At 72.8% G+C, this 22,283-nt stretch carries 20 protein-coding genes; 7 read left to right on the plus strand and 13 right to left on the minus strand.

Going from position 1 to position 22,283, the window contains the following annotated elements; genetic code table 11:
• Positions 1-29: 29 nt before the first annotated feature.
• Complete coding sequence (locus AB0I49_RS19570) at positions 30-890, plus strand: hypothetical protein (RefSeq protein ID WP_363228250.1); 861 nt, start codon at positions 30-32, stop codon at positions 888-890.
• A gap of 73 nt (positions 891-963) precedes the next feature.
• Here AB0I49_RS19570 and AB0I49_RS19575 read toward each other — a convergent pair whose 3' ends face one another.
• Positions 964-2,100: a glycosyltransferase gene (locus AB0I49_RS19575; protein WP_363228251.1), complete on the minus strand. Its 1,137-nt coding sequence runs from the start codon at positions 2,098-2,100 to the stop codon at positions 964-966.
• Between the two features lie 285 nt (positions 2,101-2,385).
• Between AB0I49_RS19575 and galE the strand changes: the two genes are divergently transcribed.
• Positions 2,386-3,348 (plus strand): UDP-glucose 4-epimerase GalE, encoded by a 963-nt coding sequence (galE, locus tag AB0I49_RS19580; RefSeq protein WP_363228252.1) that lies wholly within the window; start codon positions 2,386-2,388, stop codon positions 3,346-3,348.
• Positions 3,349-3,415: 67 nt separating this feature from the next.
• On the opposite strand, the gene AB0I49_RS19585 is transcribed toward galE, so the two are convergent.
• Entirely contained in the window at positions 3,416-4,411 is a 996-nt protein-coding gene (locus tag AB0I49_RS19585) for an aminoglycoside phosphotransferase family protein (protein WP_363228253.1), read from the minus strand.
• Positions 4,412-4,620: 209 nt separating this feature from the next.
• Here AB0I49_RS19585 and AB0I49_RS19590 point away from each other — a divergent pair, with 209 nt between their 5' ends.
• A complete protein-coding gene (locus AB0I49_RS19590) occupies positions 4,621-6,336 on the plus strand; it encodes an ABC transporter ATP-binding protein (RefSeq protein WP_363228254.1) in 1,716 nt (571 codons plus the stop codon).
• Positions 6,333-8,270, plus strand: coding sequence for an ABC transporter ATP-binding protein (locus AB0I49_RS19595; RefSeq protein ID WP_363228255.1), 1,938 nt, complete (start codon positions 6,333-6,335; stop codon positions 8,268-8,270). The genes AB0I49_RS19590 and AB0I49_RS19595 overlap by 4 nt, the downstream gene beginning before the upstream one ends.
• Here AB0I49_RS19595 and pqqE read toward each other — a convergent pair.
• The 7 genes from pqqE to AB0I49_RS19630 all read right to left on the minus strand — a co-directional run bounded on the left by pqqE (position 8,189) and on the right by AB0I49_RS19630 (position 14,480).
• The gene (gene pqqE, locus AB0I49_RS19600; protein ID WP_363228256.1) at positions 8,189-9,337 is read right to left on the minus strand and encodes a pyrroloquinoline quinone biosynthesis protein PqqE; all 1,149 of its coding nucleotides are present in this window, start codon (positions 9,335-9,337) and stop codon (positions 8,189-8,191) included. The genes AB0I49_RS19595 and pqqE overlap by 82 nt on opposite strands.
• Entirely contained in the window at positions 9,334-9,591 is a 258-nt protein-coding gene (gene pqqD / locus AB0I49_RS19605) for a pyrroloquinoline quinone biosynthesis peptide chaperone PqqD (protein ID WP_363228257.1), read from the minus strand. The genes pqqE and pqqD overlap by 4 nt, the downstream gene beginning before the upstream one ends.
• The gene (gene pqqC / locus AB0I49_RS19610; RefSeq protein WP_363228258.1) at positions 9,588-10,277 is read right to left on the minus strand and encodes a pyrroloquinoline-quinone synthase PqqC; all 690 of its coding nucleotides are present in this window, start codon (positions 10,275-10,277) and stop codon (positions 9,588-9,590) included. Before pqqC ends, pqqD begins: the two co-directional genes overlap by 4 nt.
• Positions 10,274-11,170, minus strand: a complete 897-nt coding sequence (gene pqqB, locus AB0I49_RS19615) for a pyrroloquinoline quinone biosynthesis protein PqqB (protein WP_363228259.1) — start codon at positions 11,168-11,170, stop codon at positions 10,274-10,276. Before pqqB ends, pqqC begins: the two co-directional genes overlap by 4 nt.
• An 11-nt stretch (positions 11,171-11,181) precedes the next feature.
• A complete protein-coding gene (gene pqqA, locus AB0I49_RS19620) occupies positions 11,182-11,331 on the minus strand; it encodes a pyrroloquinoline quinone precursor peptide PqqA (protein ID WP_363228260.1) in 150 nt (49 codons plus the stop codon).
• 75 nt (positions 11,332-11,406) lie between these two features.
• Complete coding sequence (locus tag AB0I49_RS19625) at positions 11,407-13,242, minus strand: discoidin domain-containing protein (RefSeq protein ID WP_363228261.1); 1,836 nt, start codon at positions 13,240-13,242, stop codon at positions 11,407-11,409.
• The gene (locus tag AB0I49_RS19630; protein WP_363228262.1) at positions 13,239-14,480 is read right to left on the minus strand and encodes a glycoside hydrolase family 88 protein; all 1,242 of its coding nucleotides are present in this window, start codon (positions 14,478-14,480) and stop codon (positions 13,239-13,241) included. The genes AB0I49_RS19625 and AB0I49_RS19630 overlap by 4 nt, the downstream gene beginning before the upstream one ends.
• Before the next feature lie 566 nt (positions 14,481-15,046).
• On the opposite strand from AB0I49_RS19630, the gene AB0I49_RS19635 reads away from it, so the two are divergent.
• The 3 genes from AB0I49_RS19635 (at position 15,047) to AB0I49_RS19645 (ending at position 17,989) form a co-directional block, all read left to right on the plus strand.
• Positions 15,047-16,216, plus strand: coding sequence for a PQQ-dependent sugar dehydrogenase (locus tag AB0I49_RS19635; RefSeq protein ID WP_363228263.1), 1,170 nt, complete (start codon positions 15,047-15,049; stop codon positions 16,214-16,216).
• 319 nt (positions 16,217-16,535) lie between these two features.
• Positions 16,536-17,117: a TetR family transcriptional regulator gene (locus AB0I49_RS19640; protein WP_363228264.1), complete on the plus strand. Its 582-nt coding sequence runs from the start codon at positions 16,536-16,538 to the stop codon at positions 17,115-17,117.
• A 107-nt stretch (positions 17,118-17,224) separates the two neighbouring features.
• On the plus strand, positions 17,225-17,989 hold the full coding sequence (locus AB0I49_RS19645; protein ID WP_363228265.1) for a glucose 1-dehydrogenase: 765 nt from the start codon (positions 17,225-17,227) through the stop codon (positions 17,987-17,989).
• On the opposite strand, the gene AB0I49_RS19650 is transcribed toward AB0I49_RS19645, so the two are convergent.
• The 4 genes from AB0I49_RS19650 to AB0I49_RS19665 form a co-directional block, all read right to left on the minus strand.
• Entirely contained in the window at positions 17,917-19,299 is a 1,383-nt protein-coding gene (locus AB0I49_RS19650; RefSeq protein WP_363228266.1) for an amino acid permease, read from the minus strand. The genes AB0I49_RS19645 and AB0I49_RS19650 overlap by 73 nt on opposite strands.
• Before the next feature lie 84 nt (positions 19,300-19,383).
• Positions 19,384-19,515 (minus strand): hypothetical protein, encoded by a 132-nt coding sequence (locus AB0I49_RS19655; protein WP_363228267.1) that lies wholly within the window; start codon positions 19,513-19,515, stop codon positions 19,384-19,386.
• A gap of 168 nt (positions 19,516-19,683) precedes the next feature.
• Positions 19,684-20,031 (minus strand): Lsr2 family protein, encoded by a 348-nt coding sequence (locus AB0I49_RS19660; RefSeq protein ID WP_030877277.1) that lies wholly within the window; start codon positions 20,029-20,031, stop codon positions 19,684-19,686.
• Positions 20,032-20,133: 102 nt separating this feature from the next.
• Positions 20,134-22,260, minus strand: a complete 2,127-nt coding sequence (locus AB0I49_RS19665) for a phage holin family protein (RefSeq protein ID WP_363228268.1) — start codon at positions 22,258-22,260, stop codon at positions 20,134-20,136.
• Between the last annotated feature and the right edge of the window lie 23 nt (positions 22,261-22,283).

Raw genomic sequence — 22,283 nt, forward strand, 5'->3', positions numbered from 1 at the left:
GACGCCCGCCCGAGGAAGGGGCCCGCTACGTGGCCGAGTTGAGGAGGGATCCGCTGACGGGCGCGCGCGTCATGGTGCGGGGCAGCCGCCAGGGCCGGCCCCGCGCCCGCGGCGTGGACTGCCCGTTCTGCCCCGGCGGCCTGGAGGCGCCGGAGCCCTACCGGGTGCGGCGGTTCCCCAACCGCTGGCCCGCGCTGGAGGCGGGGCGGTGCGAGGTCCTGCTGTACTCGCCCGACCACGCCGCCTCGTGGGCGACGATGGGCGAGGAACAGGCCGTCCGCGCCGTCGAGTTGTGGGACGAGTGCACCCGCTCGCTGAGCGCGTTGCCGGACGTCGGCTATGTGCTGCTCTTCGAGAACCGGGGCGCGGAGGCGGGCGCGACCGTCGACCATCCGCACGGCCAGGCGTTCGGCCTGGAGCGGGTGCCGCCGACGGCCGCCGCGCAGCTGGCCGGGGGTTCGGGTGCGGGTGACTGCTCCCTGTGCGCCGGCCCGGCGAAGGAGCTGCTGGTCGCGGAGGAGGACGAGTGGTGGGCGTGGGTGCCGCGCGCCCCGATCTACCCCTACACGGTCCGGCTCGCGCCGCGCGGGCATGTGGCCGGGCTGCCGGATTGCGACGCGCGGGACCGGCGGTCGCTGGCCCGACTGCTGTCCGGCGTCATCGGGCGCTTCGAACGCTTCTTCGCCGGCCCGGCCCCGTACTTCCTCTGGGTCCACCAGCACCCGGCGGACGGCGGCGACTGGCCGCGCGCCCACCTGTACGTGGAGATCGTCTCGGTATGGCGGTCCCCGGGCGTCCCGCGCTACATCGCCGCCGGCGAACTGGGCAGCGGCATCTTCTTCACGCCGCTGGAGCCCGAGGTGGCCGCCGAACGGCTGCGGGAGGCGTGAGCCGGTGGCCCCACACGGCGGAAGCCGACCGGTGACGCCGCTTCCGGGCGGCTTGCGCCCGGAAGCGGCCGGTTCACCCGGCCAGCTCCTTGAGCTGCTCGACGAGGATCGCGATCGGGTCGCGCGGCATCTGGCGGCGGACCGCCGCCGCGGCGCGCGCGCCGATGGCGGGCCATTCGGAGCGGCGCTGCCAGGCGCGCTCCAGCGCCTCGTCGAGGCAGGCGGCCACGGGGCCGGCGGCGACGAAGCCGGTGTCGCCGTCGGTGAGGAGTTCGGCGTTGCCCGCGACGTCGCTGACGATGACCGGGCGGCCGCAGAGCATCGCCTCGATGATCACGGTCGGCAGGCCCTCGGCGCGCGAGCACAGGACGAGCCCGTGGTGGCTGCGCCAGACCTCCTCGATGTCCTTGGTGTATCCGGCGAACTCCACGCTGTCGAGGTCGAGCCGCAAGGCCAGGGCGCGCAGCACGCCCTCGTACTCGCCGGAGCCGAAGACGGAGACGGTCAGCGGCCGTTCGCGCCACTTGGGCTGCGCCAGGACGTCGAAGAGGACGTCGTGGCCCTTGCTGTTGGGGTCGAGGCGGGCCAGGCAGGCGAGGCGCACCGGGGTGTCCCGCGCCGGCCACGGCGGCGCGGCGTCGTAGTCGACCTTGAAGTGGCAGCGGACCACGCGGCCGTTGGGTATCCGGGCCCCGACCTGGCGCTCCGTCAGGTCCCGGTTGCTCTCGGAGACGAAGAACGAGGCGAGGGCGGAGTTGTAGGCGCTCGCCAGGCGCTCCGCGACATCGTCCGTCAGCCACTCGTACGCGGACGCGGAGTTGGAGTAGGCGACGTAGGGATAGCCGCGCCGGCGGCACTCCTCCAGCCAGCCCAGCCCCTCGTAGTTGTCGCCCTGGGAGACGACGACGAAGTCGGGTCGCACGGCCTCCAGGGTGCTCAGCCGCCGTTCGGAGTAGGGCAGTTCGTAGCAGGGGCGCAGATCGTACGGCGGGTGGTCCCACCTGCGGTGCACCACGCAGCCGGCCTTCTCCAGGTCGGCGAGTTCGCCGGGGGTCTCGTCCCAGCCCTTGACGCTCGCGTGGATCTCGGCGCCGTCGCGCAGCCAGTGGGCGGCGGCCAGCGACCAGTTGGTCTCGCTGGGGCCCCAGGGCGCCGACTCGTTGGCCGATACGAAGAGGATCCGGGGCCGTGTCCGCTGGGTCTCGCTCATGTGCGTACCACCTCCGAAATGTGCGGCACGCATGCCGCAGCAATTTCCGCGCGCCCCGTCGAATTACGTCGGGCGGCAGCGGGATACGACAGGACGATATCAGCGGGGACAATCTTGGGGAAGTGCGCTTGGGGAAAATGTAGGAGCCCGTGAGATAACCGGCGGCATTTCCCCTTCGCCGCCTAGGGCTATTCATTGGAGAACACCGGCCGACGACGTACGGCCGGCATTTTGCTTGCGGAATTCCGTATGGCACGGCGACTGCGCATGGAAAGGCGATGGACGATGAGGCTATTGGTGACCGGCGGCGCGGGCTATATCGGCAGCGTGGTGGCGCGGCGGCTGCTGGACGAGGGGCACCGGGTGGTGGTGGTCGACGACCTGTCCAGCGGCTTCGCCGACGCCGTGCCGCGCGGCGCCGAGTTCGTGCGCGGCACGATGGCCGAGGCGGCCCGCGTCCTGGCCGGGCCGCACCGCTTCGACGGGGTGGTGCACCTGGCGGCGCGGTCGCTGATCGACGATTCGGTGCGCCGCCCGGAGCGGTACTGGCGGGGCAACACCGTCGAGACGCTGCGGCTACTGGACGCGATGCTGGCGGCGGGCGTCGGGCGGCTCGTCTTCTCCTCCACCGCCGCGACGTACGGGCAGCCGGCCGAGGTGCCGATCACGGAGAGCGCGCCGACGGCGCCGACGAATCCGTACGGGGCGTCGAAGCTGGCCGTGGACAAGGCGCTGGGCGACTACACGCGCGCCCACCCGCTGGGCGCGGTCAGCCTGCGGTACTTCAACGTCGCGGGCTCGGTGGGCGACTGCGGCGAGCGGCACGAGCCGGAGACGCACGTCATCCCCATCGCGCTGGACGTGGCGCTGGGCAGGCGGCCGGAGTTCTCGGTGTACGGCGACGACTACCCGACGAGGGACGGCACCTGCGTGCGGGACTTCATCCATGTGGGAGACATCGCCGAGGCGCACCTGGCGGCGCTGCGCGCCGTGGCCCCCGGCGAGCACCGGATCTACAACCTCGGGAACGGCCAGGGCTTCTCGGTCCTGGAGGTGCTGGACGCGGTGGCGAGCGTCACCGGCCGCCCCGTGCCGTCCCGGCCGACGGGCCGGCGGCCGGGCGACCCGCCGACCCTGGTGGCGGCCGGCGAGCTGATCCGGCGCGAGCTCGGCTGGAAGCCCGGCCGGCCCGGTCTGGAGGAGATGATCGAGGACGCCTACCGCTTCCACCGGGCCCGGCGCGGGTGAGGGCGACGGGTGCGGTACGCGCGCGGGCCGGGCGTCCGGCGCCCGGCCCGGGGTGCGGCTCGGGGCCTCAGCCCACGCCCCACAGCCGCTGCGCCAGTTCGTCGATGTCGTCGATGCCGGTCAGGTCCAGGGGGGTCTCCTCCAGCACCTCGAAATCGTGCAGGAAGGTGAACTGGAGCATTTCCCTGGGGAAGGTGTCACTCACGTCCCAGTCGGCTCCTTCGAGGAGCGCGGCGAGCAGTTCGCGGTCGGCCCGGAAGGCGTTGAGATGCAATTGGACCAGGCTGTACCGGGGGTCGCCGGCGTATACGTCGGTGAAGTCGATCAGGCCGCTGATCCCGCCCAGGCCCGGATCGACGAAGACGTTGGTGCCGTGCAGGTCGCCGTGGACGAACCGCGGCTCGCGGCCGGCTAGCAGCTCGTCGACGTCGGGCAGGAAGGCGGGCACGTCATCGAGGAGCCTGGGCGAGAGATATCCCCACTCGCGGTGGTCGGCGACGGTGGCCTCACGGCGCTCCTTGAGCAGGTCGGGGAAGGTCGGCGAGCCGGGCCGCAGCACGGCGGTGCCGTTGAGGGGCACGTCGTGCAGCCGGCGCAGCATCTTGCCGAACTCCCTGGCGAGGGTCAGCAGCGCGGCCCGGTCGGCGGCGCTCCCGGCGCCGGCGGCGTCGGCGGCCTCCCGCCAGGTGCGCCCCGACGCCCGCTCTATGACGAGGAACGGCCACGGCCACCCCGTCCCGCCGGGGCGCAGTTCGCCGCGGCCGAGCAGCTTCGGCACGGGCAGGTCGGCGCCGGCCAGCACCTCGTACGCCTCCAGCTCCGACGCGTGAGACTCCGGACCGCACCAGTGCTCCCCGTACAGCTTCACCGCCAGGCCGGTGTCGCTGATCAGCACCGGGTTCGTGCTCTCGCCGGGGACGAGCAGCTCGCCGGGCGCGGGCAGGCCGAGCTCGTCGAGCGCGCGGCGGACCCAGGGCTCCCAGAACGCCGCGTCGTTTCGGAGTTCGGCATAGCTGTCGTCGGAATTGATTCGGCTCAGGTCGGCGAGGTGATTATTCTGCACGAAAGACCCTCGATTCGTTTGCACACGCCCGTCGGAATTCCCGTCAGGCTAGCACGGCACACATCTGGGACAACGATGAAGTTTGGCCACCGCTCGATGATGGTGAGGAGCAGGAATTGACCGTGAACGACGCAGCGCCCAGGAGGTCACGTTCCTCGTTTACGGCTCTTTGGCGGCTCGGTCCGTATTTACGGCCGGTCGGCGTGCCGGTGGCCGGGGCAGCCGCGGCCACGCTGGCCGCGCTGCTGTGCGGCCTCACCATTCCCTTGGTCACGCAGCGCATCATCGACGGCCCGCTGAGCAACGGCCGGACCGGGCAGGCGGTTTGGCTGATTCTTCTCGTCGCGGCGCTCGGCGCGGCGGAGGCCGTCTGCTTCTACGGGCGCCGCAAGCTCATCGCGCGGCCCACCGCGCTGGTCGAGTCGCGCATGCGGGCCGACCTCTTCCGGCATCTGCTGCGGCTGCCGATCGGCTTCCACGAGCACTGGCAGTCCGGCCAGTTGCTGTCCCGCGCCGTGAACGACCTGGTCACGCTGCGGAAGTTCCTGGCGTTCGCCGCCGTCTTCCTGGTGGTCAACACGCTGACCCTGCTGGTCGGGCTCGCCCTGCTGTTCTCCATCGAGCCGTCGCTGGCCCTGGTGGGGCTGTGCAGCTTCGCTCCCCTGCTGCTGGTCTCCTTCTTCTTCGAGACCCGCTACAAGGCCGCGGCCCGCGAAGTCCAGGACCAGACGGGACATTTCACGACGATCGTCGAGGAGACGATGCTCGGCATCCGGGTGCTGCGCTCCTTCGGGCAGGGCCGGACGCGCGCCCGCGTCTTCCGCGACCGGGCCCGGCTGCTGCGCCACAGCGAGATGCGGATCGTACGGATCATGGCCGCGCTCTCCACGGCGCTGCTGATCCTCCCCGAGCTCGGCATCGCCGGCCAACTCGCCCTGGGCGGCACGGGCATCGCCCACGGCACCCTGACGCTGGGCGACCTCGTCGCGGCCGTCACCGTCAGCACGTATCTGCGCTGGCCCACCGAGTGCATCGGCTGGGCGCTCGCCGAGACCAGCACGGCCGCCGCGGCCTGCGACCGGTACTGGGAGATCCGCGACACCGAGCCGGACATCACCGACCCGCCAAAGCCCCGGCCCGCCGCCCGGCCGGTGCGCGGCGCGCTGCGCTTCGAGAACGTGCACTTCCGGCAGGCCGGCGCGGACCGGCCCGTACTGCGCGGCGTCGATCTGGAGATCCGGCCCGGCGAGACGCTGGCGCTGGTCGGCGCGACCGGCTCCGGCAAGACCACGCTGGCGGGGCTGGTCCCGCGGATGGCCGACGTGAGCGCCGGCCGGATCACCGTCGACGGCGTCGACATCCGCGAGCTGGCCCTCACCGAACTGCGCACCATCGTCGGCTGCGCCTTCGAGGACCCGATGCTCTCCTCCCTCAGCATCCGCGACAACGTGGCGCTCGGCTCCCCGGACGCCACGGACGACGAGATCCGCGCCGCGCTGCGCACCGCGAGCGCCGAGGAGTTCGTCGACGACCTCGGCCCGGACGGGCTGGGCACCCGCATCGGCGAGCAGGGGCTCTCGCTCTCCGGCGGGCAGCGGCAGCGCCTCGCGCTCGCCAGGGCCATCGTGGGCCGACCCGCCCTGCTGGTCCTCGACGACCCGCTGTCCGCCCTGGACCTGCACACGGAGGCCGAGGTCGAGCGGGCGCTGCGCCGGGTGCTGCGGAACTCGACGGCGCTGGTCGTCGCGCACCGGCCCAACACCGCGCGGATGGCGGACCGCGTCGCCGTCCTCGCCGACGGCCGCATCGCGGCGCTGGGCACCCACAGCGAACTCCTGGACTCCAGCGCCCACTACCGCTCCCTGATGTCGGTCACCCCGCTGCGGACGCCCGGCACCCCCGACAGCGAGGTGATCAGCCGATGAGCGGCGGCGAGCAGACGGCGGAGGTCCTGGAGCCCGTACCCGCCAAGATCCCCGAGGCGACGGCGGGTTCGGAGAGCACGGAGGCCGCCGAGGACGCGGCCGTACTCGACCGGGCCACCCACCGGCGGGTGCGCAAGCGCTCCCGCGTGCTCCTGTATTCGCTGCTGCGGCCCTGGCTGTGGCAGGTGGTCGTCGCGATGGCCGCGCTGATCCTGGAGAACGCGGCCCAGCTGGTCGGTCCGCTGCTCATCGCGCAGGCGATCGACCACGGCATCCCGGAGGCGGTCGCCGGGGACTTCGCCACGCTGATGTGGTGCGTGGCGGGCTTCACCGGCTGCGGGGTGCTGGCGGCCGGGGCCCGGTTCGGGTTCTTCCGGCTGTCCGGCAGCATCGGCCAGTCGCTCCTGCTCGACCTGCGCACCCGCATCTTCCAGCACGCGCGCAGGCTGCCGGTCGCCTTCCACGAGTCGTATACCTCGGGGAAGGTCATCTCCCGGCTGACGTCCGACATCGACGCGGTGCGCGACCTCGTCGAGGGGAGCCTGGACGGGCTGCTGACCTCGCTGCTGACGGTGGCGGGCATCACGGTGCTGCTGCTCTGGCTGGACCTGCCGCTCGCCCTGATCGTGCTCGTCTCGATCGTGCCGCTGGTGATGATGACGCGCTGGTTCCGGGAGCGGTCCCAGCGCGCGTACCGCCGGGCCCGCAACACCGTCGCGGACATCATCACGCAGTTCGGCGAGACGATGAACGCGGTGCGGGCGGTGCAGGCGTTCCGCGCGGAGCGCCGCAAGCACACCGCGATGAACGATCTCAACGAGGTGTTCCGGGACGCCCACACCGAGGCGCTCAGCGTGGTGGCGCGCTACACGGCCGGGGTGCGGCTGGCGGGCAACATCGCGCTCGCCCTGGTGCTGGCGCTCGGCTGCTGGCGGGTGAACGAGGGGGCGCTGCCGCTGGGCATCCTCACGGCGTTCGTGCTGTATCTGCGCCGGTTCTACGACCCGCTGGACGAGTTGGCGACGTTCACCAACCTGTATGCGGCGGCCAGCGCGGCGCTGGAGAAGATCTCCGGCTTCCTCGCCACGCCGTCCTCGGTGCCCGAGCCGGAGGTCCCGGTGCGGCTCGCGCCCGACCGCCCCGGCCGCGGGCAGCTGGTCTTCCGCGCGGTGGACTTCCGCTACGCGCCGGGCGGGCCGCTGGTGCTGCACCGCCTTGACCTGACCATCCCGGCCGGGCAGACGGTCGCCGTGGTGGGCGCGACGGGCGCGGGCAAGTCCACCATCGGCAAGCTCGCGGCCCGCTTCTACGATCCGTCGAACGGTCAGGTGCTGCTGGACGGCGTCGATCTGCGGGAGGTCGCCGACGCGGAGCTGCGGCGCGAGCTGACGCTGGTGACGCAGGAGAACTTCCTGTTCACCGGCTCGATCGCGGAGAACATCGCGCTGGCGCGGCCCGGCGCGAGCCGTGCGGAGATCCGGGCGGCGGCGGAGGCGATCGGCGCCGACGCGTTCATCTCGGGGCTGCCCGACGGGTACGACACGGAGGTCCGCAAGCGGGGCAACCGGCTCTCGGCGGGCCAGCGGCAGATGGTGGCGCTCACCCGCGCGTTCCTCGCCGACCCGACCGTGCTGCTGCTGGACGAGGCGACGTCGAGCCTGGACATCCCGACCGAGCTGACGGTGCAGCGGGCGCTCGGCGCGCTGCTCGCCGACCGCACCGCGGTGATCATCGCGCACCGGCTGTCCACGGTCCTGGCCGCGGACCGGGTGCTGGTCCTGGAGCGGGGCCGCGTCGTGGAGGACGGCGCCCCCCGCGAACTGGCCGTCGCGGGCGGGCCGTTCGGCCTTCTCTACGCCCGGTGGTCGGCGTCGCTGGGCGAGGACGCGGACCGGCCGGGACCGGCCCCCGGCCCCGCTCCCGGCCTGCGGTAGACGTAGTCCGGCACGGGCCCGGCCGCGCCGCCGGGCCCGTTGTCGACGAGGTCGCGTACGAGGTGGTGGTCGGGGGACAGCGCGCAGGCCGGGTCCGTCCGGGCGGCGTCCCCGGTCAGCGCGTACGCCTGGCAGCGGCAGCCGCCGAAGTCCTCGGTGCGCCGGGCGCAGGTGCGGCACGGGTCCCGCATCCAGTCCGTGCCGCGGTAGGCGTTGAACGCCGTGGAGCGGTCCCAGATCCACTCCAGCGAGTGGTCGCGGAGGCTGGGGGCGTCGAGGCCGGGCAGCGTGGCGGCGACCGGGCAGGGCAGCACGGTGCCGTCGGGCGCGATGGTGAGGGAGCGCGCGCCCCAGCCGCCCATGCACGGTTTCGGCTCGCCGCCGAAGTAGTCGGGCACGACCCACACCAGCTCCGGGCCGCCCGTCCGGCGGCGCCGCTCGACGGTCTCCCGCGCCCGGTCGAGCTGGTCGCGGGTGGGCAGCAGCGCCGCCCGGTTCTCCAGCGCCCAGCCGTAGAACTGGGTGTTGGCCAGTTCGATCCGGTCCGCGCCCCAGGCCGCGGCCAGGTCGATGAGGGCGTCGACGGCGTCGAGGTTGGCGCGGTGCAGCACCACGTTGAGGCCGAGGGGCAGCCCCGCGGCCCGTACGAGGGCGGCGGCCCGCTCCTTGTCGGCGAAGGACGTGCGGCCGCCGATCCGGTCGTTGGCCGCCGCGTCGGCGTGCTGTACGGACAGTTGCACGCTGCGCAGCCCGGCGGTCTTCAGGGCGGCGAGGCGGGCGGCGGTGAGGCCGACGCCGCTGGTGACGAGTTGGGTGTAGACGCCGGCGGCCTCGGCGGCGTCGACGATCGCCTCCAGGTCGGCGCGGAGCAGCGGCTCGCCGCCGGAGAGGTGGGTCTGCGCGACCCCGAGCGCCCCGGCCTGGCGCATCGCGTCGCGCCACTCGTCGGTGGTCAACTCGGCTGATCTGCGGGTGAGTTCCAGTGGGTTGGAGCAGTACGGGCAGTGCAGCGGGCAGCCGTGGGTCAGCTCGGCGAGCAGCGCCCAGGGGCGCGGGACGGGGGTCATCGCAGCCAGCCCTCCCCGCGCACCCGGTCGAGGAAGCGCGGGGCCTCGGCGGCCACGGGCGCGCCGGGGTAGCGGGCCGTCAGCTCCTCGACGATCGCGGGCACTTCGCGGTCGCCGTCGCACAGCCGCAGGATCTCCGCGGCCGTGCCGCTGAGCACCACCACCCGTTCGGGCAGGAGCAGGAGTTCCGCGTCGCGCACCGCGTCGTGCCGCAGCACGGCCGCGGGGACGAGGGCGGGCCGCCAGTCGTTCACGCGGGGCTCTCCTCGTCGCCGTCCGCGTGGTCCACCGCGTCGAGCAGGGACCACAGCACGTCGCATTTGAAGGCGAGCGCGGCCACCGCCCGGTCCTGCTGTTCGTCCGTACGGGCCCACTCCAGGACGAGGTGCAGCGCCTCCTTGCTGTCGCGGCTGCCCTGTCCGACGCGGGTGCGGAAGTACGCGAGTCCGTCGGCCTCGATCCAGGGGTAGTGCCGTTCGAAGGCGTCGATGCGGGTGCGCATGATGTCCGGCGCGGACAGTTCGGTGAGCGAGGCGGCGACGGCCTCCAGCGGGGAGCGCAGCCGGCAGAAGTTGACGTATCCGTCCACGGCGAGCCGCACGCCCGGCAACACCCCGTCCGTGTCCAGCAGTTGGCCGCGTTTCAGGCCGGCGGCCTCGCCGAGCCGCAGCCAGCGTTCGATGCCGCCCTCGCCGTCGGCGCCGCCGTCGTGGTCCTGGATGCGCCGCACCCACATGCGGCGCAGCTCGGGGCTGTCGAACTTGGCGGTGATCAGGGCGTCCTTGACGGGGATGCAGCGCTGGTAGTGGAAGCGGTTGCGGATCCAGCGGCGCAGCTCGGCCGGGGTCAGTTCGCCGTCGTGCATGCGGCGGTTGAACGGGTGGCGGTCGTGGTAGCGCCGCCCCACGACGTCCCGCAGCCGCTCTTCCAGGGTGCTCACAGTTCGATCACCATTCCGTCGGCGGCCACCTCGATGCCCCACTCCGCCAGGAGTTTGTGCTCCTCGGCGGCCGGGTCACCCAGGGGGTTGGTGTTGTTCAGGTGCGTGTAGAGGCAGCGGGCGTCGAGCGTGCGCAGGAGGCGGGCCGTGCCGTTCGGGCCGTCGATCGGGAGGTGCCCCATGGCGGTCGAGGTCCGCTCGGTGAACCCGGCGCGCCGGGGCTCCTCGTCGTCCCAGAACGTGCCGTCCACGATCACGCAGTCCGCCTCGGCGGCGGCCCGCTGGAGGGCGTCGGGCCAGGCGGCGAGCGCCGGGGCGTACACGAGCGTGCCGCCCGTCGCGCGGTCGGTCAGCCGCAGCGCCACGACCCAGTCCTCGGCGGGCGCGTCGGCGGCGGCGTACCGCGGCCGCTTGGCGGACACCGGGACGGCGCTGATCTCCAACGGGCCGCCCGCGACCAGGGGTTGCGGCTCCCGCGTCGGCAGCGGACGCCAGGTGATCCCGGTGTACGGGCCGAGGATGTCGCCCAGCCGCAGCCGGTCCAGCAGCGCGTCCCGCACGGGCCCGGTGGCCAGTACGTCCAGGGCGCGGGCCTCGCGCAGCCGGGCGATGCCGAGGGTGTGGTCCAGCTCGGCGTCGGTGAGCACGATGCCCGCGACGGGGGTGTCGCGGGGACCTGGTCCGGGGTGGAGTTCGGGGTGTGATGCGATCTGGTCGCCGATGTCGGGGGTGGCGCCCACGAGGTACCAGCGGGCGTCGTCGGCCCGTACGGCGAGGGAGGCGTGGCGGCGGGCGCGCTGCGGATGGCGGCGTGCCCCGGAGCATCCGGGGCACGCGCAGTTCCACTGGGGCAGCCCGCCGCCCGCCGCGGTGCCGAGCACGCGCAGCAGCATGGCGGGCGCGCTCAGCGGGCGGACAGGGAGTAGGCGGTCACTTCGAGCCCGGTCTCGATGATCTCGTAGTCCGGGGTGGTCCAGACGGTGTGTCCGGCGCTCACCGCGTCGTCGGCGCGGGTGACGGGGACGGCCTGGTCCTGGGTGTCGTTCTGGGACATGGGCTGTGCCTGCCTTTCGATGGGGGGATGTGCACGGTCGGTCGTGGAGGTCGGGGTTCCGGGGCCGCGGGTAGGTCAGGGGTTGCGTGCCTCCTTCCTCTGTCCCTCTTCCGGGCTTCCGGCCTTCCGGTGTCCGGCGGCGGGCGTGGCGTAGGCGGCGCCCAGCCATGCCTCGTCGACGCGCAGGCGCTGGTAGCGGGTCGTGTCGGAGGCCGCGGCGTGGGTGCTGAGGACCTCCAGCCGGAGGTGGCGCGCGGTGGTCGCGGGGAGGTCGATGAAGGCGACCGCACGGCGGCTGGGCAGGGCGCCGGTCTTGATCGGGCTCCCCCAGTTCCTGCCGTCCTCGCTCGCGTACACGCGGTAGTCCTTGATCCGCGCGGACTGCTCGGTGGCGGATCGCGCGTAACTCACGGAGTCCTCGCGCTGGTTGAGGGCGAGATAGCGGACGGTCCGGTCCGCGCCGAGGTCGAAGTCGAGGGAGACGGGCAGGTTCTTGGCGCTGTCCCAGTAGGTGCGGTAGTCGCCGTCGGCCGCCGCCGCGGGCGCGTGGCCGCTCGCGGCGGCACTGGCGCTCATCCGGTACGAGGCGGGCGGCAGGATGCCCGTGCGGCCGGCGGTCCGCACCTGGAAGACGGTGTCGTACGGGTCCCAGCCGCTGGTGCGGGTGAGGGTGAGGGCGCCGCCGGACTGGGTGAAGGGGACGGGCTCGCCGGTGCGCAGGTCGCTCACGGCTGCCACCCGGTAGCCGTTGTCGCGGACGCGCAGGGCGTCGCCCTTCGGGGGCGTGAGGACGTGCACGTAGTGCCGGTCGGGGTCGGCCTTGCTGACGGTCGTGACGCCGTACGCGCCGTCGTTCCACTGCCCCGGCTGGAGGCCGCCGTGCAGATAGCCGCCGCCCTCGGTGCCGTGCAGGGACGGCCAGATCGCGTCGAGATAGCCGTCGGCGAAGTCGTTGAACGCCTCCTGCTTCGCCGGGAAGCGCCCGTTGACCTGCGCCGTTTCCGCCATGAGCGCCTTGATGGAGGAGCCGGCGTTGGTGACGAGGCGGCCGAGGGTGAGCGCCCGGTCGACGGCGGGGTCGGAGCCGTCGTACCACCAGGCCCCCTTGGAGGGGAGCTTGAAGTCGGCCTCGATGAGCCGGGGGGCCGCGGTGTAGACGGCCTGCGGGTAGTCGTACGCCGGGGACATGCCGGTCTTCTGCTCATTGCTGATCATGTCCATGATCGGCGTGTCCTCGTTGTTGTTGCTGAGCGTGTAGTCCGGGCGCTCCTCGCGGATGCGTTCATAGAGGCCGTGGTCGAGCCAGTAGTCGTTGTCGTTGTCGATCCAGAACCCGCCGAGCCGCGGGTAGCGGTCCATGACGTCGAGGAAGTTGTCGTACGAGTACTCGCCGAAGCCGACCCGTTCCGTGAGGTCGATGTCGCGGCCCTTGTAGCGGGAGTACGCGGCCGAGTCGAGCCACTCGTGGCCGCCCTGGTCGTGCCACTGGGGGTCGTCGGTCATATAGAGGATGACCTTGAGGCCCTTCGCCTCAGCCGCCGTGATCAGCTCGCCGAGGAAGTCCCGCTTCGTGCTGCACGAGCCGGGGATCTTCGACGGCCAGGCACGGGCGTAGCCGAGCCGGCTGTGGAAGGTGGCGAGGACGAGGTACCGCGCGTGCAGCTTCCGGGCCTCGCGCACCCAGTACTCCGGGGTCCAGCCGCCCTTGGTGACGTCGGACTCCCACCGCGCGCAGTCGGTGTGCTGCGGGTATGTGCGCTCGCCCCAGTGCAGGAAGAGTCCGGAGACCGAGCCGCGCAGGAACTCCTGGCGCGGGTGCTCCACTTCGGCGCGCGCCGCGCCGGGCAGGGCGAGCAGCCCCAGCAGCAGGGCGAGGGCCGCGGCGACCCTGGTGAACACTCTTCTGCTCATGCCGCCCCTCCCGGACCGCCGTGCGCCGCCGCTGCCGCCGCCGGGTGCCGTAGCTGCTCGTACATGATCAGGAAGGCTCCGAGGCCGTGGAAGTCGTTGGTCGCGCGGGGGCGTCCGACGTAGAAGGCGTAGTCGCCGACATTGGTGCCCACCGAGATGCCGGACAGTTCCGTCCGCCCGTCGCCGCCGAGCGAGATCCGCTCCAGCACCCCGCGGAGGCCGCGCTCCGCGACGTCCGCGTAGTGCGCGTCGAGGTAGCCCTGGCGGGCGCCGCGCGCGAGGGCGAAGGTGAACATGCTCGAACAGGAGGTCTCGGTCCAGTTGCCGGCCCGGTCGCCCTTGTCGACGACCTGGAACCAGCGGCCGGTGGCGGGGTCCTGGTACTTCTCCAGCCCGGCGGCGAGCCGCCGCAGGATGGTCAGGAGCCGCGAGCGCCGGGGGTGGTCCGCGGGTACGGCGTCGAGGACGTCGACGGCCGCCATGGAGTACCAGCCGACGGCGCGGCACCAGCTCTCGGGCGAGCGCCCGGTGTCGTCGTCCGCCCAGCCCGCCGCCCCCGACTCGTCGTAGGCGTGCTTGAGCAGCCCGTCGGACCCCTGTAAGTGGCCGCCGTAGACCGTCAGTTGACGGGTCGTCTCGTCGTAGGCGTAACTCTTGTCGCCGAACTCGCGCGCGTACTCGACGAGGAAGGGGTTCACCATGTACACCCCGTCGCCCCAGAGTTGATGCGCCCGACTGCTGGATGTCGCGTGCCAGAACCCTCCGTCGCCGGTGCGCGGGTAGGTGTCGAGCCGCTCGCGGATCTTCCGCGCGGCGATCCGGTAGCGGTCCTGGCCCGTCTCGTGGTGCAGGACGACCAGCAGCCGCCCGGCCTGCATGCTGTCCAGGCTGTTGAACGCCTGGCCGATCTTTCCGTCGCCGTCGACGAACCGGTCCACGTACCGCTTGATGTACGAGAGGAGGCGCGGCTCGTGCGTGCGCCGGTAGACGAGGTACTGGCCGTAGAGGTAGAGCCCGACGGGGTACGACCAGCCGCCGATGGTGTCCGGGGTATAGCGCGCGATGGTCGAGTCCACGACGGCCGAGGACCAGTCGGCGGGGGCGCGCGGGGTCGCCGCTTCGGCTGCCGGGGCGGGGCGCGCCGGGTGGGCGAGGGCGTCGGCGCCGGCGGTCGGCGCGGCGAGCGCGGCCAGGGCCAGCGCGGCGGCGATCAGGGCGCCGCGCAGTCTGCTGCTCATCGGGGCCTGCTGCTCATCGGACCTGCCTTCCGGGTCGGGGGCGGTCCGCGGCGCGGGGTCCGTGCGTCCGCGCCGCGGGCACAGTGCGTCGAGCCCGCCGCGCGAGGCGTTCTCCCCCGAACCGCCTCCGGGCCGACGGGTGGTGGGCGACGGCCGCCGTCCGTCGCGTTCCCTTCCGATGCAGAATCGCGAGTCGACAGGACACGGTCAAGAGGGCCGGGCACATTGGTCCGATCTATCGCGGGGCGGCAGCGGAAGGGTGCGGGTCGGCGGGGAGCAGAGAACAGCAGGCTGCCGGTGTTCGCGAACGGGCCGGAAAGATACCTCCTACCTTCCGTCCATCTTCCGTCCCCTTTTCCGTTCTCTTGACCCGAGCACGACAAGGCTGTACGTTCCGGCCGAACCGCCGAACCAGAAGGAAACCTTCCCATCACTCGACCTCCACTGGTGTCCGGCCTCCCCCGGCCCCGGCCCCGCAGCCGCACCAGCGCGCAACCTCCCGTACCGGCAACGGCGGCCGTGCCGATCCCGAGGCTCCGGCCGCGCTTCCCCATCGGAGACCCTCCATGCGCACACGTACCGGAGCCCCCCGCCACGCCCTGACGGCCTCCGCCGCCGCGACGGCGCTGGCCGCCGGTCTGCTCCTGGCGACCGCCGACCCCGGCGGCGCGGCCGAGTCCCGCACAACGGCCGCGCCCCGTACAGCGGTCGCGTCCCTCACCACGGCCGAGCCCTCCGCGGCGACCCGGCCCCGTGCCGCCGACTCCACCCCCGGCGGCGTCAAGACCGTCTCGTCCGACTGGACGGTCCCCTGGGGCCTGAGCTGGCTGCCCGACGGCTCGGCCCTGATCACCGAGCGCGACTCCTTCAAGGTCTTCACGCTCTCGCGGTCGGGCGCGAAGAAGCAGGTCGGCACGGTCCCCGAGGCCGTGACCACGGACGGCGAGGGCGGCCTCCTCGGGGCGGCGGTCTCGCCGAACTGGAAGAGCGACCACCACGTCTTCTTCATGCACACCGCGGCGGAGGGCAACCGCGTCGCCCGCATGACGTTCGACGGCTCCAAGCTCAGCGACTACAAGGTGCTCGTCAAAGGCATCAAGAAGAACAGATTCCACAACGGCGGGCGGCTGAAGTTCGGCCCGGACGGATATCTCTACGCGACGGCGGGCGACGCCCGGGCATCCGACCTCGCGCAGGACAAGTCCTCGCTCAACGGCAAGATCCTGCGCATGACGGCCGACGGCAAGCCCGCCCCCGGCAACCCGTTCGGCACCCTCGTCTACTCCTACGGCCACCGCAATCCGCAGGGCCTCACCTGGGACCCGCAAGGGCGGCTCTGGGAAGCGGAGTTGGGCGACGCCAAATTCGACGAACTCAACCTCATCGAGCCCGGCAAGAACTACGGCTGGCCCACGTGCGAGGGACAGTGCTCCACTTCGGGGATGACCAACCCCAAGCGCCAGTGGAAGGTCGGCGAGGCGTCCCCGAGCGGCGTCACCTACGCCGACGGCGCGCTGTACATGGCGGCCCTCAAGGGCCAGCGCCTGTGGCGCATCCCGGTCGACGGCACGGACGCGGGCACCCCGAAGGCGTACTACACCAAGAGCTACGGCCGACTGCGCACCGTCGAGACGGTGCCCGGCGAGAACACCCTGTGGCTCTCCACCACCAACGCCGACCTCGCCGGCCGCCAGCCGGCCGGTTCCGACAAGGTGTTCCAGATCGAGCTGAAGTGACCGGGCGGAGGCGCTAGGCCCTGTCGTCAAAATCCCGCCTGCTCCGCGACGCCTGGCACGCACTCTCGCCGCGTTGTCGGGTTCATCCCGGTACGCCCAGTACAGGGATGACCCTCCGCCTTGCGAGAGCACGCACCAGCCGCCGCGGAGCCCGCCCTCCGGGCGAACGACGGGATTTTGACGACAGGGCCTAGGCAAACGGCCGGAAGCCGGTCGCTCCCCCGGCGTGGAACGCGAGGGAGCGACCGGCCGCATCACCGCCAGGACCACTCACCGACATTCTTGACCGCCCGTTCTGAAAACCCCTAGAGTTCCCGACGTGGCCAGGACCAAGGAATTCGATCCGGACGCCGCGCTGCAGTCAGCCGTGGAGCTGTTCTGGCTGCGCGGCTATGAGGCGACGTCGATGGCGGACCTCGTGGAGCACCTCGGCATCGCGCGGGCGAGCATCTACGCCACCTTCGGCGGCAAGCGCGAGCTGTACCTGAAGGCGCTCGAACGGTACGGGGAGCAGCAGACGCCGCCGCTGGTCGAGGAGTTGTCCCAGCCGGGGCCGGCCCTGCCCGCCGTGCGGGCGCTGGTGCGGCGCTTCGCGGACGAGTCCGCCCGCGACGAGCTGCGGCGCGGCTGCTTCGTCGCCAATACGGCTGTGGAGCTGGCCCCGCACGACACGGCCGCGGCCCGCCGGGTCGAGGCCAACTGGAACAGCATCGAGACCGCGCTCACCTCGGCGCTCCTGCGCGCCAGGGCCCAAGGGGAGCTGGCCGCCGACCGGGACCCGGCGGCGCTCGCCCGGATGCTGCTCGTACTGCTCCAGGGCATGCGGGTGGTCGGCAAGTCGGGGGGCGAGCCCGCCCGGCTGCGGGACGCGGCGCGGCAGGCCCTGACCCTGCTGGACTGACGGCACGCCCGGCGGCCGCCTTCGTTTTCCTACGCCCTTATTCAAGACCGTTCATTCTCGTATTTCGTCGTACCCATGACCCCGCACACCTCTGTGGAGGACCCACCATGACCGCACGCTTCTCCGGCAAGACCGTCCTCGTCACCGGCGGCGGCACCGGCATCGGGCGCGGCATCGCCCTCGCCTTCGCCCACGAGGGGGCGAACGTCGTCGTCTCCGGCCGCAGGGCCGAGCCGCTCAAGGAGACCGTGGCGCTCATCGAGGCCGCGGGCGGCGGCTCCGCAGCCGCCGTCACCGCCGATGTGACGGTCTCTCAGGAGGTGGCCCGCCTGGTCGAGGAGACCGTGGCCCGCTTCGGCTCGCTGGACGTCGCCGTCAACAACGCCGGGGTGTTCGTGCCGTCGGCCCCGGTCGCCGACATCCCCGAGGCGGACTTCCGGCGCTCCCTGGACGCCAACGTCACCGGGGTCTTCCTCTCCCTCAAGCATGAGATCGCCCATATGCGGGCCCACGGCGGCGGCGCCGTGGTGAACGTCTCGTCCAACCTCGGCGCGCACCGGCGGACCGCGGGCCTCGGCGCGTACGTCGCGAGCAAGGCCGCCCTGACCGCGCTGACCCGCAACGCCGCCCTCGACCACATCGCCGACGGCGTGCGCGTCAACGCGGTGAGCCCGGGCAAGACGGACGCCCCCATGTCCACGCTGCCGGGCGAGAGCCCGGAGCGGAAGACCGAGCGCATGCGGCGCGAGGTGCCCGCCGGGCGGGCCGCCGCCGCGGACGAGATCGCCGCGGCCGTGCTCTACCTCGCGTCGGAGGACGCCGCGTCCATCGTCGGCGCGGACCTGGTCGTCGACGGCGGCGACACGGCCTGACGGCGGGCCGCCATCCACACATAGACCGGCACGCCGGCGAAGAGGAACAGCACGCCCTGGTAGATCGCGGCGTATCCGGCGCCCGCGACCAGCCAGAAGGAGAAGCCGAAGCCCACGGCGGCGAGCACCACGTCCCGCGCGAAGGAGCCCGTACGGACCTGTCCGCGCCGCCCCGTCAGCAGGAAGTAGAGCTGCGCGGCGGCGGCGAGCAGGTACGGCACGGTGGCCGAGAAGGTGGTGATCAGGACGAGGATCTTGAAGACGCCGCCGGAGCCGGAGACGTAGTTGACGACCGTGAGCAGCGAGGCGAGGACCGTGCCGACGAGGACGCCGAACGTCGGCACCCCGCGCCGCTTGCGGGCGAAGGAGAGCGGGAACAGCCCGTCCTTCGCGGCGGCGTAGGGGGCCTGCGCGCTCATCAGCGTCCAGCCGTTGAGCGCGCCGACGATGGAGATGACGGCGGCGACCGCGATGACCGTGCCGCCCCACTCGCCGCCGAACATCACGTCGACCGCCTCGGAGAAGGGGGCGGTGGAGGTGACGAGGTCGTCATGGGCGACGGTGCCGAAGACGGCGACCGTGCCCAGCAGGTAGACGACGGCCGCGCCGATCACGCCGAGCACGCTGGCCCGGCCCACGTTGCGCTCCGGGTCGCGGACCTCGCCGGCGCTCATCGCCGCGGACTCGACGCCCACATAGCTGTAGAGCAGGATCGCGGCGGCGGCCGAGAGCCCGCCGACCGCGCTGCCGCCGCCCTCGTTGAACGCGCCCAGCTTGTTCGGGTCGAAGAAGAAGAGGCCGACGACGGCGACGAAGAGCAGCGGCACGAACTTCAGCACCGCGGAGACGAGCTGGACCGCGCCGACCCAGCGGGTGCCCGCGAAGTTGGCGAGCGCGGGCAGCCAGAGCGCGACGAGGGCGACGGTCAGGTCCACGCCCAGGGAGTGCCGGCCGCCCGCCAGCACATGGAAGTAGCCGACCCCGGCCACGGCGAGCGCGGCGTTGCTCACCCAGGTCATCGTCCAGTACGACCAGGCGGACAGGAACCCGGCGAAGTCGCCGAACGCCGAGCGCGCGTAGACGTACGGGCCTCCGGTGCGCGGGTCGCGCTTGGCGAGCCGGCCGAAGACGAGCGCGAGCGCGATGGCGCCGATCGTCAGGACGCCGAAGGCGACCAGACTGACGGTGCCGAACGGGGCGACCGAGGCGGGCAGCAGGAAGATGCCGCCGCCGATGATGTTCCCCATGACCAGGGCGGTGGCGGTGGGGAGCCCGAAGCGGCGGGTGTGGGTGCCGTCGGTGTCGTGCATGAGGTGGTGCGCCTCTCGTCGTGCAGGCCCCCGTATGGTTCCGGGCGACAGAACATGGTCACCGAACCATGTCGCGCGGACAAATCACCGCGTTTCCTTGCGCGAGGCGCTGTCCGCGACCGTAAAACGTTCAGCGATCACAGCGTGCCGCGATGATTCGTCCACTCGCTCGACGGAGGCGCGGACGTCGATACGGACGGCGATACGGACGGCCATACGGCGAATCGTCCGCACGGGATCGCGAACATGGAGCGCGGACATGGATCGCGGGCATGGATCGTCGGCGCGAGAGGGTGCGCGGCGGATTTCGGCGGGCGGCCGCGCCAATAGCAAAGGCCCCAAGGTCATTGCCTTGGGGCCCGGCATTTCGAAAAATCCACCGGCTCAGCGGGCGGCCTTTTCGTAGGCTTCCTTCACCGACGCGGGCACCCGGCCGCGGTCGTTGACCTCGTATCCGTTCGCCTTCGCCCAGGCGCGGATCTCCGCGGTATTCTCCCCGGCGGCCGGGGCCTTGCGGGGCTTGCCCTTGGCCGCGGCCACGCTGCCGCGGACCCGGCGGGCGCCCTCGGCGTGCAGATAGGGCTGCAGCAACTCCAGCAGCTTGTCGTAGTTTTCGTCGGTGAGGTCGAGTTCGACCCCCGCGCCGTCGACAAGGATGGTGTGCTTAGCGATCTCCGCCGACTCTTCGCCGGTCAGATCGTCAACGTAGGTGGTAACTACCTTCTGTGCCATGGGGGGATTATAGGGCCCGCCGGACGCGCGGCCGGACCAGTGTGCATTACGGAGAAACCGGGGGAACCGGGGGGAAAAGAAGAGCGGGAACTGGTCGGGGAACTAGAGGACGCGGCTCGCGGCCAGTTCCTCGTCCGCGGGCGGATCGGTCGTCGGCCGGGCGGCGGCGGCCTCGTCGAGCCAGCGGCGCAGCACCTCGTGAACCCGCTCCGCGCCCACGAGTTCGGCGCCGTCGGCCACCGGCGGGGTCAGATCGCGGGGCCACAGCAGGAACGGGCGGCTCTGTTCGCCGCCCAGGCCGCCGTGCGAGCCGATCTGCTCCTCGAAGGCGTGCACCGCGCCGGTCGCCGGGTCGCAGGCGGAGTTGACCATGATGTCGGCGGCGTGCGGGAAGCCGGCGGTGCGGCGCACGGCCTCGACCGCGCCGGGCCCGAACGCGTTCAGCGGACTGCGCTCGGCGCCCTCTCCGCTGTCCAGCCGGTGTTCGGCCCCGTCGCGGCCGAGCACCACGGGGCCGTGCTCGGCGGAGCGTACGAGCAGGAAGCCGATGCCCGGGTGTTCGGCGAGGGTGCGCAGCAGGGCCGGGTGGTGGCGCTCGATGTCCTCGCGGCTCGCGCGGCCGGGGAGGTCGGGGAAGGAGACGAGGCCGAGGTTCCCGGAGCCGAGCACGACGGGGTCGCGCGACGGGCCGCGGCGGGTCTCCCGCTCCGGGGCCTCCGCGGCTTCCGGCCGGCGCAGTGCGGCGCGCGCCGCGACCCGTGCCTCGGCGCCGCTGCGGGTGCGCCGGGCGCGGCGCGGCACGGGCAGCCCGCACCCGGCCCGTACCAGGTCCTGGAGGGTGAGGCCGTAGCGGTCGGCGAAGGTCGCGCCGGGGCTCTGGCCGTGGTCGGAGAGGAGCACGAGCCGGTAGTCGCGCGGCGCGTGGTCGATGACCTTGGCGATCAGCGCGAGCGACCGGTCGAGGCGGCGCAGCACCTGGTGGGTGTCGCGGCTGCGCGGCCCGGAGTGGTGGGCCACCTCGTCGTAGGCGACGAGGTCGGCGTAGACGGCGGTGCGGCCGGAGAGGATGTCGCCGATGACGGCGGCGACCACGACGTCGCGCTCGACGACGGTGGCGAAGGCGCGGATGAAGGGGTAGAGGCCGCCGCGCCCCACGCGGGGGCGGTCGCGGCGGGCCTTGGCGGCGAGGGACTGGCCGATCTCCCGGAAGAGCTCGGCGATGAAGGAGGCGGCGGTGCGGGCGGCGTTGGCGGGGTCGCAGAAGTACGCGAAGTAGCCGGAGCGGGAGCGGTTGGCGCGGCCGCGCCGGGCGGCGATGGACAGCACCAGGGCGAGCTGGTCGGCGCCGCCGGTGAAGAGGTTGCCGCGGCTGGCGCCGTCGTCGGTGAGCAGCCCGGCGTGGCCGCTGCGGGCTGCGGCGCGGCGCTGGAGCTCGGCGGCGCTGGTCGGCCGGTTGCTGATCATCACCTCGCCGCTCTCCTTCTCGTACCAGCGGAAGGCGGGCACGTCCTCGTTGGAGCCGTGCAGGATGCCGAGCTGGCTGGCGCCGGTCTGGCTGGACCAGTCGGTGCGCCACGGGGTGAGCCGGTGGGTGGTGGCGGCCCATGCGGCGACGTGCTCCATCAGCGGCGGCCGGGTCCGGCCGCCCGTGCCGGGCCGCTCGCGCAGGGCGTCGCGCAGGACGTCGTGGCCGACGCCGTCGAGCTGGAGGAAGACCGTGCCGGGCGGCAGCGGTCGGGCCGGGTCCCCGGCGGTCGCGTCCTGGCGGCGTCTTCGGCGGTCGGCGAGGCGGGCGAGCCGCCGCCGGTACGCGCCGTCGTCGTGGACGGTGAGCGCGGTACTGGTCGCGGAGGAGGCGGCGGACATCACGGCGGCGACCACGACGGCGGTCTCCGGGCCGACGGTTCCGTTGCCGACGGGGGCCAGGTCGAGGGCGAGCAGCAGCAGCGAGGCGTTGAGGAAGAAGACCAGGAGGCCGAGCACGAAGGCCGGCACGAGCAGCAGGGCCCGTACGAGCACGGGCCAGACCAGGGCGCTGAGCAGGCCGAACGCTCCGGCGCCGGCCGCGGCCGTGATCGCGATCCGGGTGGCGCTGTCGCCGTCGGCGGACTGGAGGCGGAAGTCGGGGAGGACGGCGGCGAGGACGACCATGGTGACGGTGGAGACCGCCCAGACGACCAGCACCCGGAACAGGGCTTTGCCCAGGGTCCGCCAGCGGGGCACCTGCACGCCGTTCTCACCTCACGTCCGCC

The sequence above is a fragment of the Streptomyces sp. NPDC050617 genome (assembly GCF_040654795.1).
Taxonomy (GTDB): domain Bacteria; phylum Actinomycetota; class Actinomycetes; order Streptomycetales; family Streptomycetaceae; genus Streptomyces.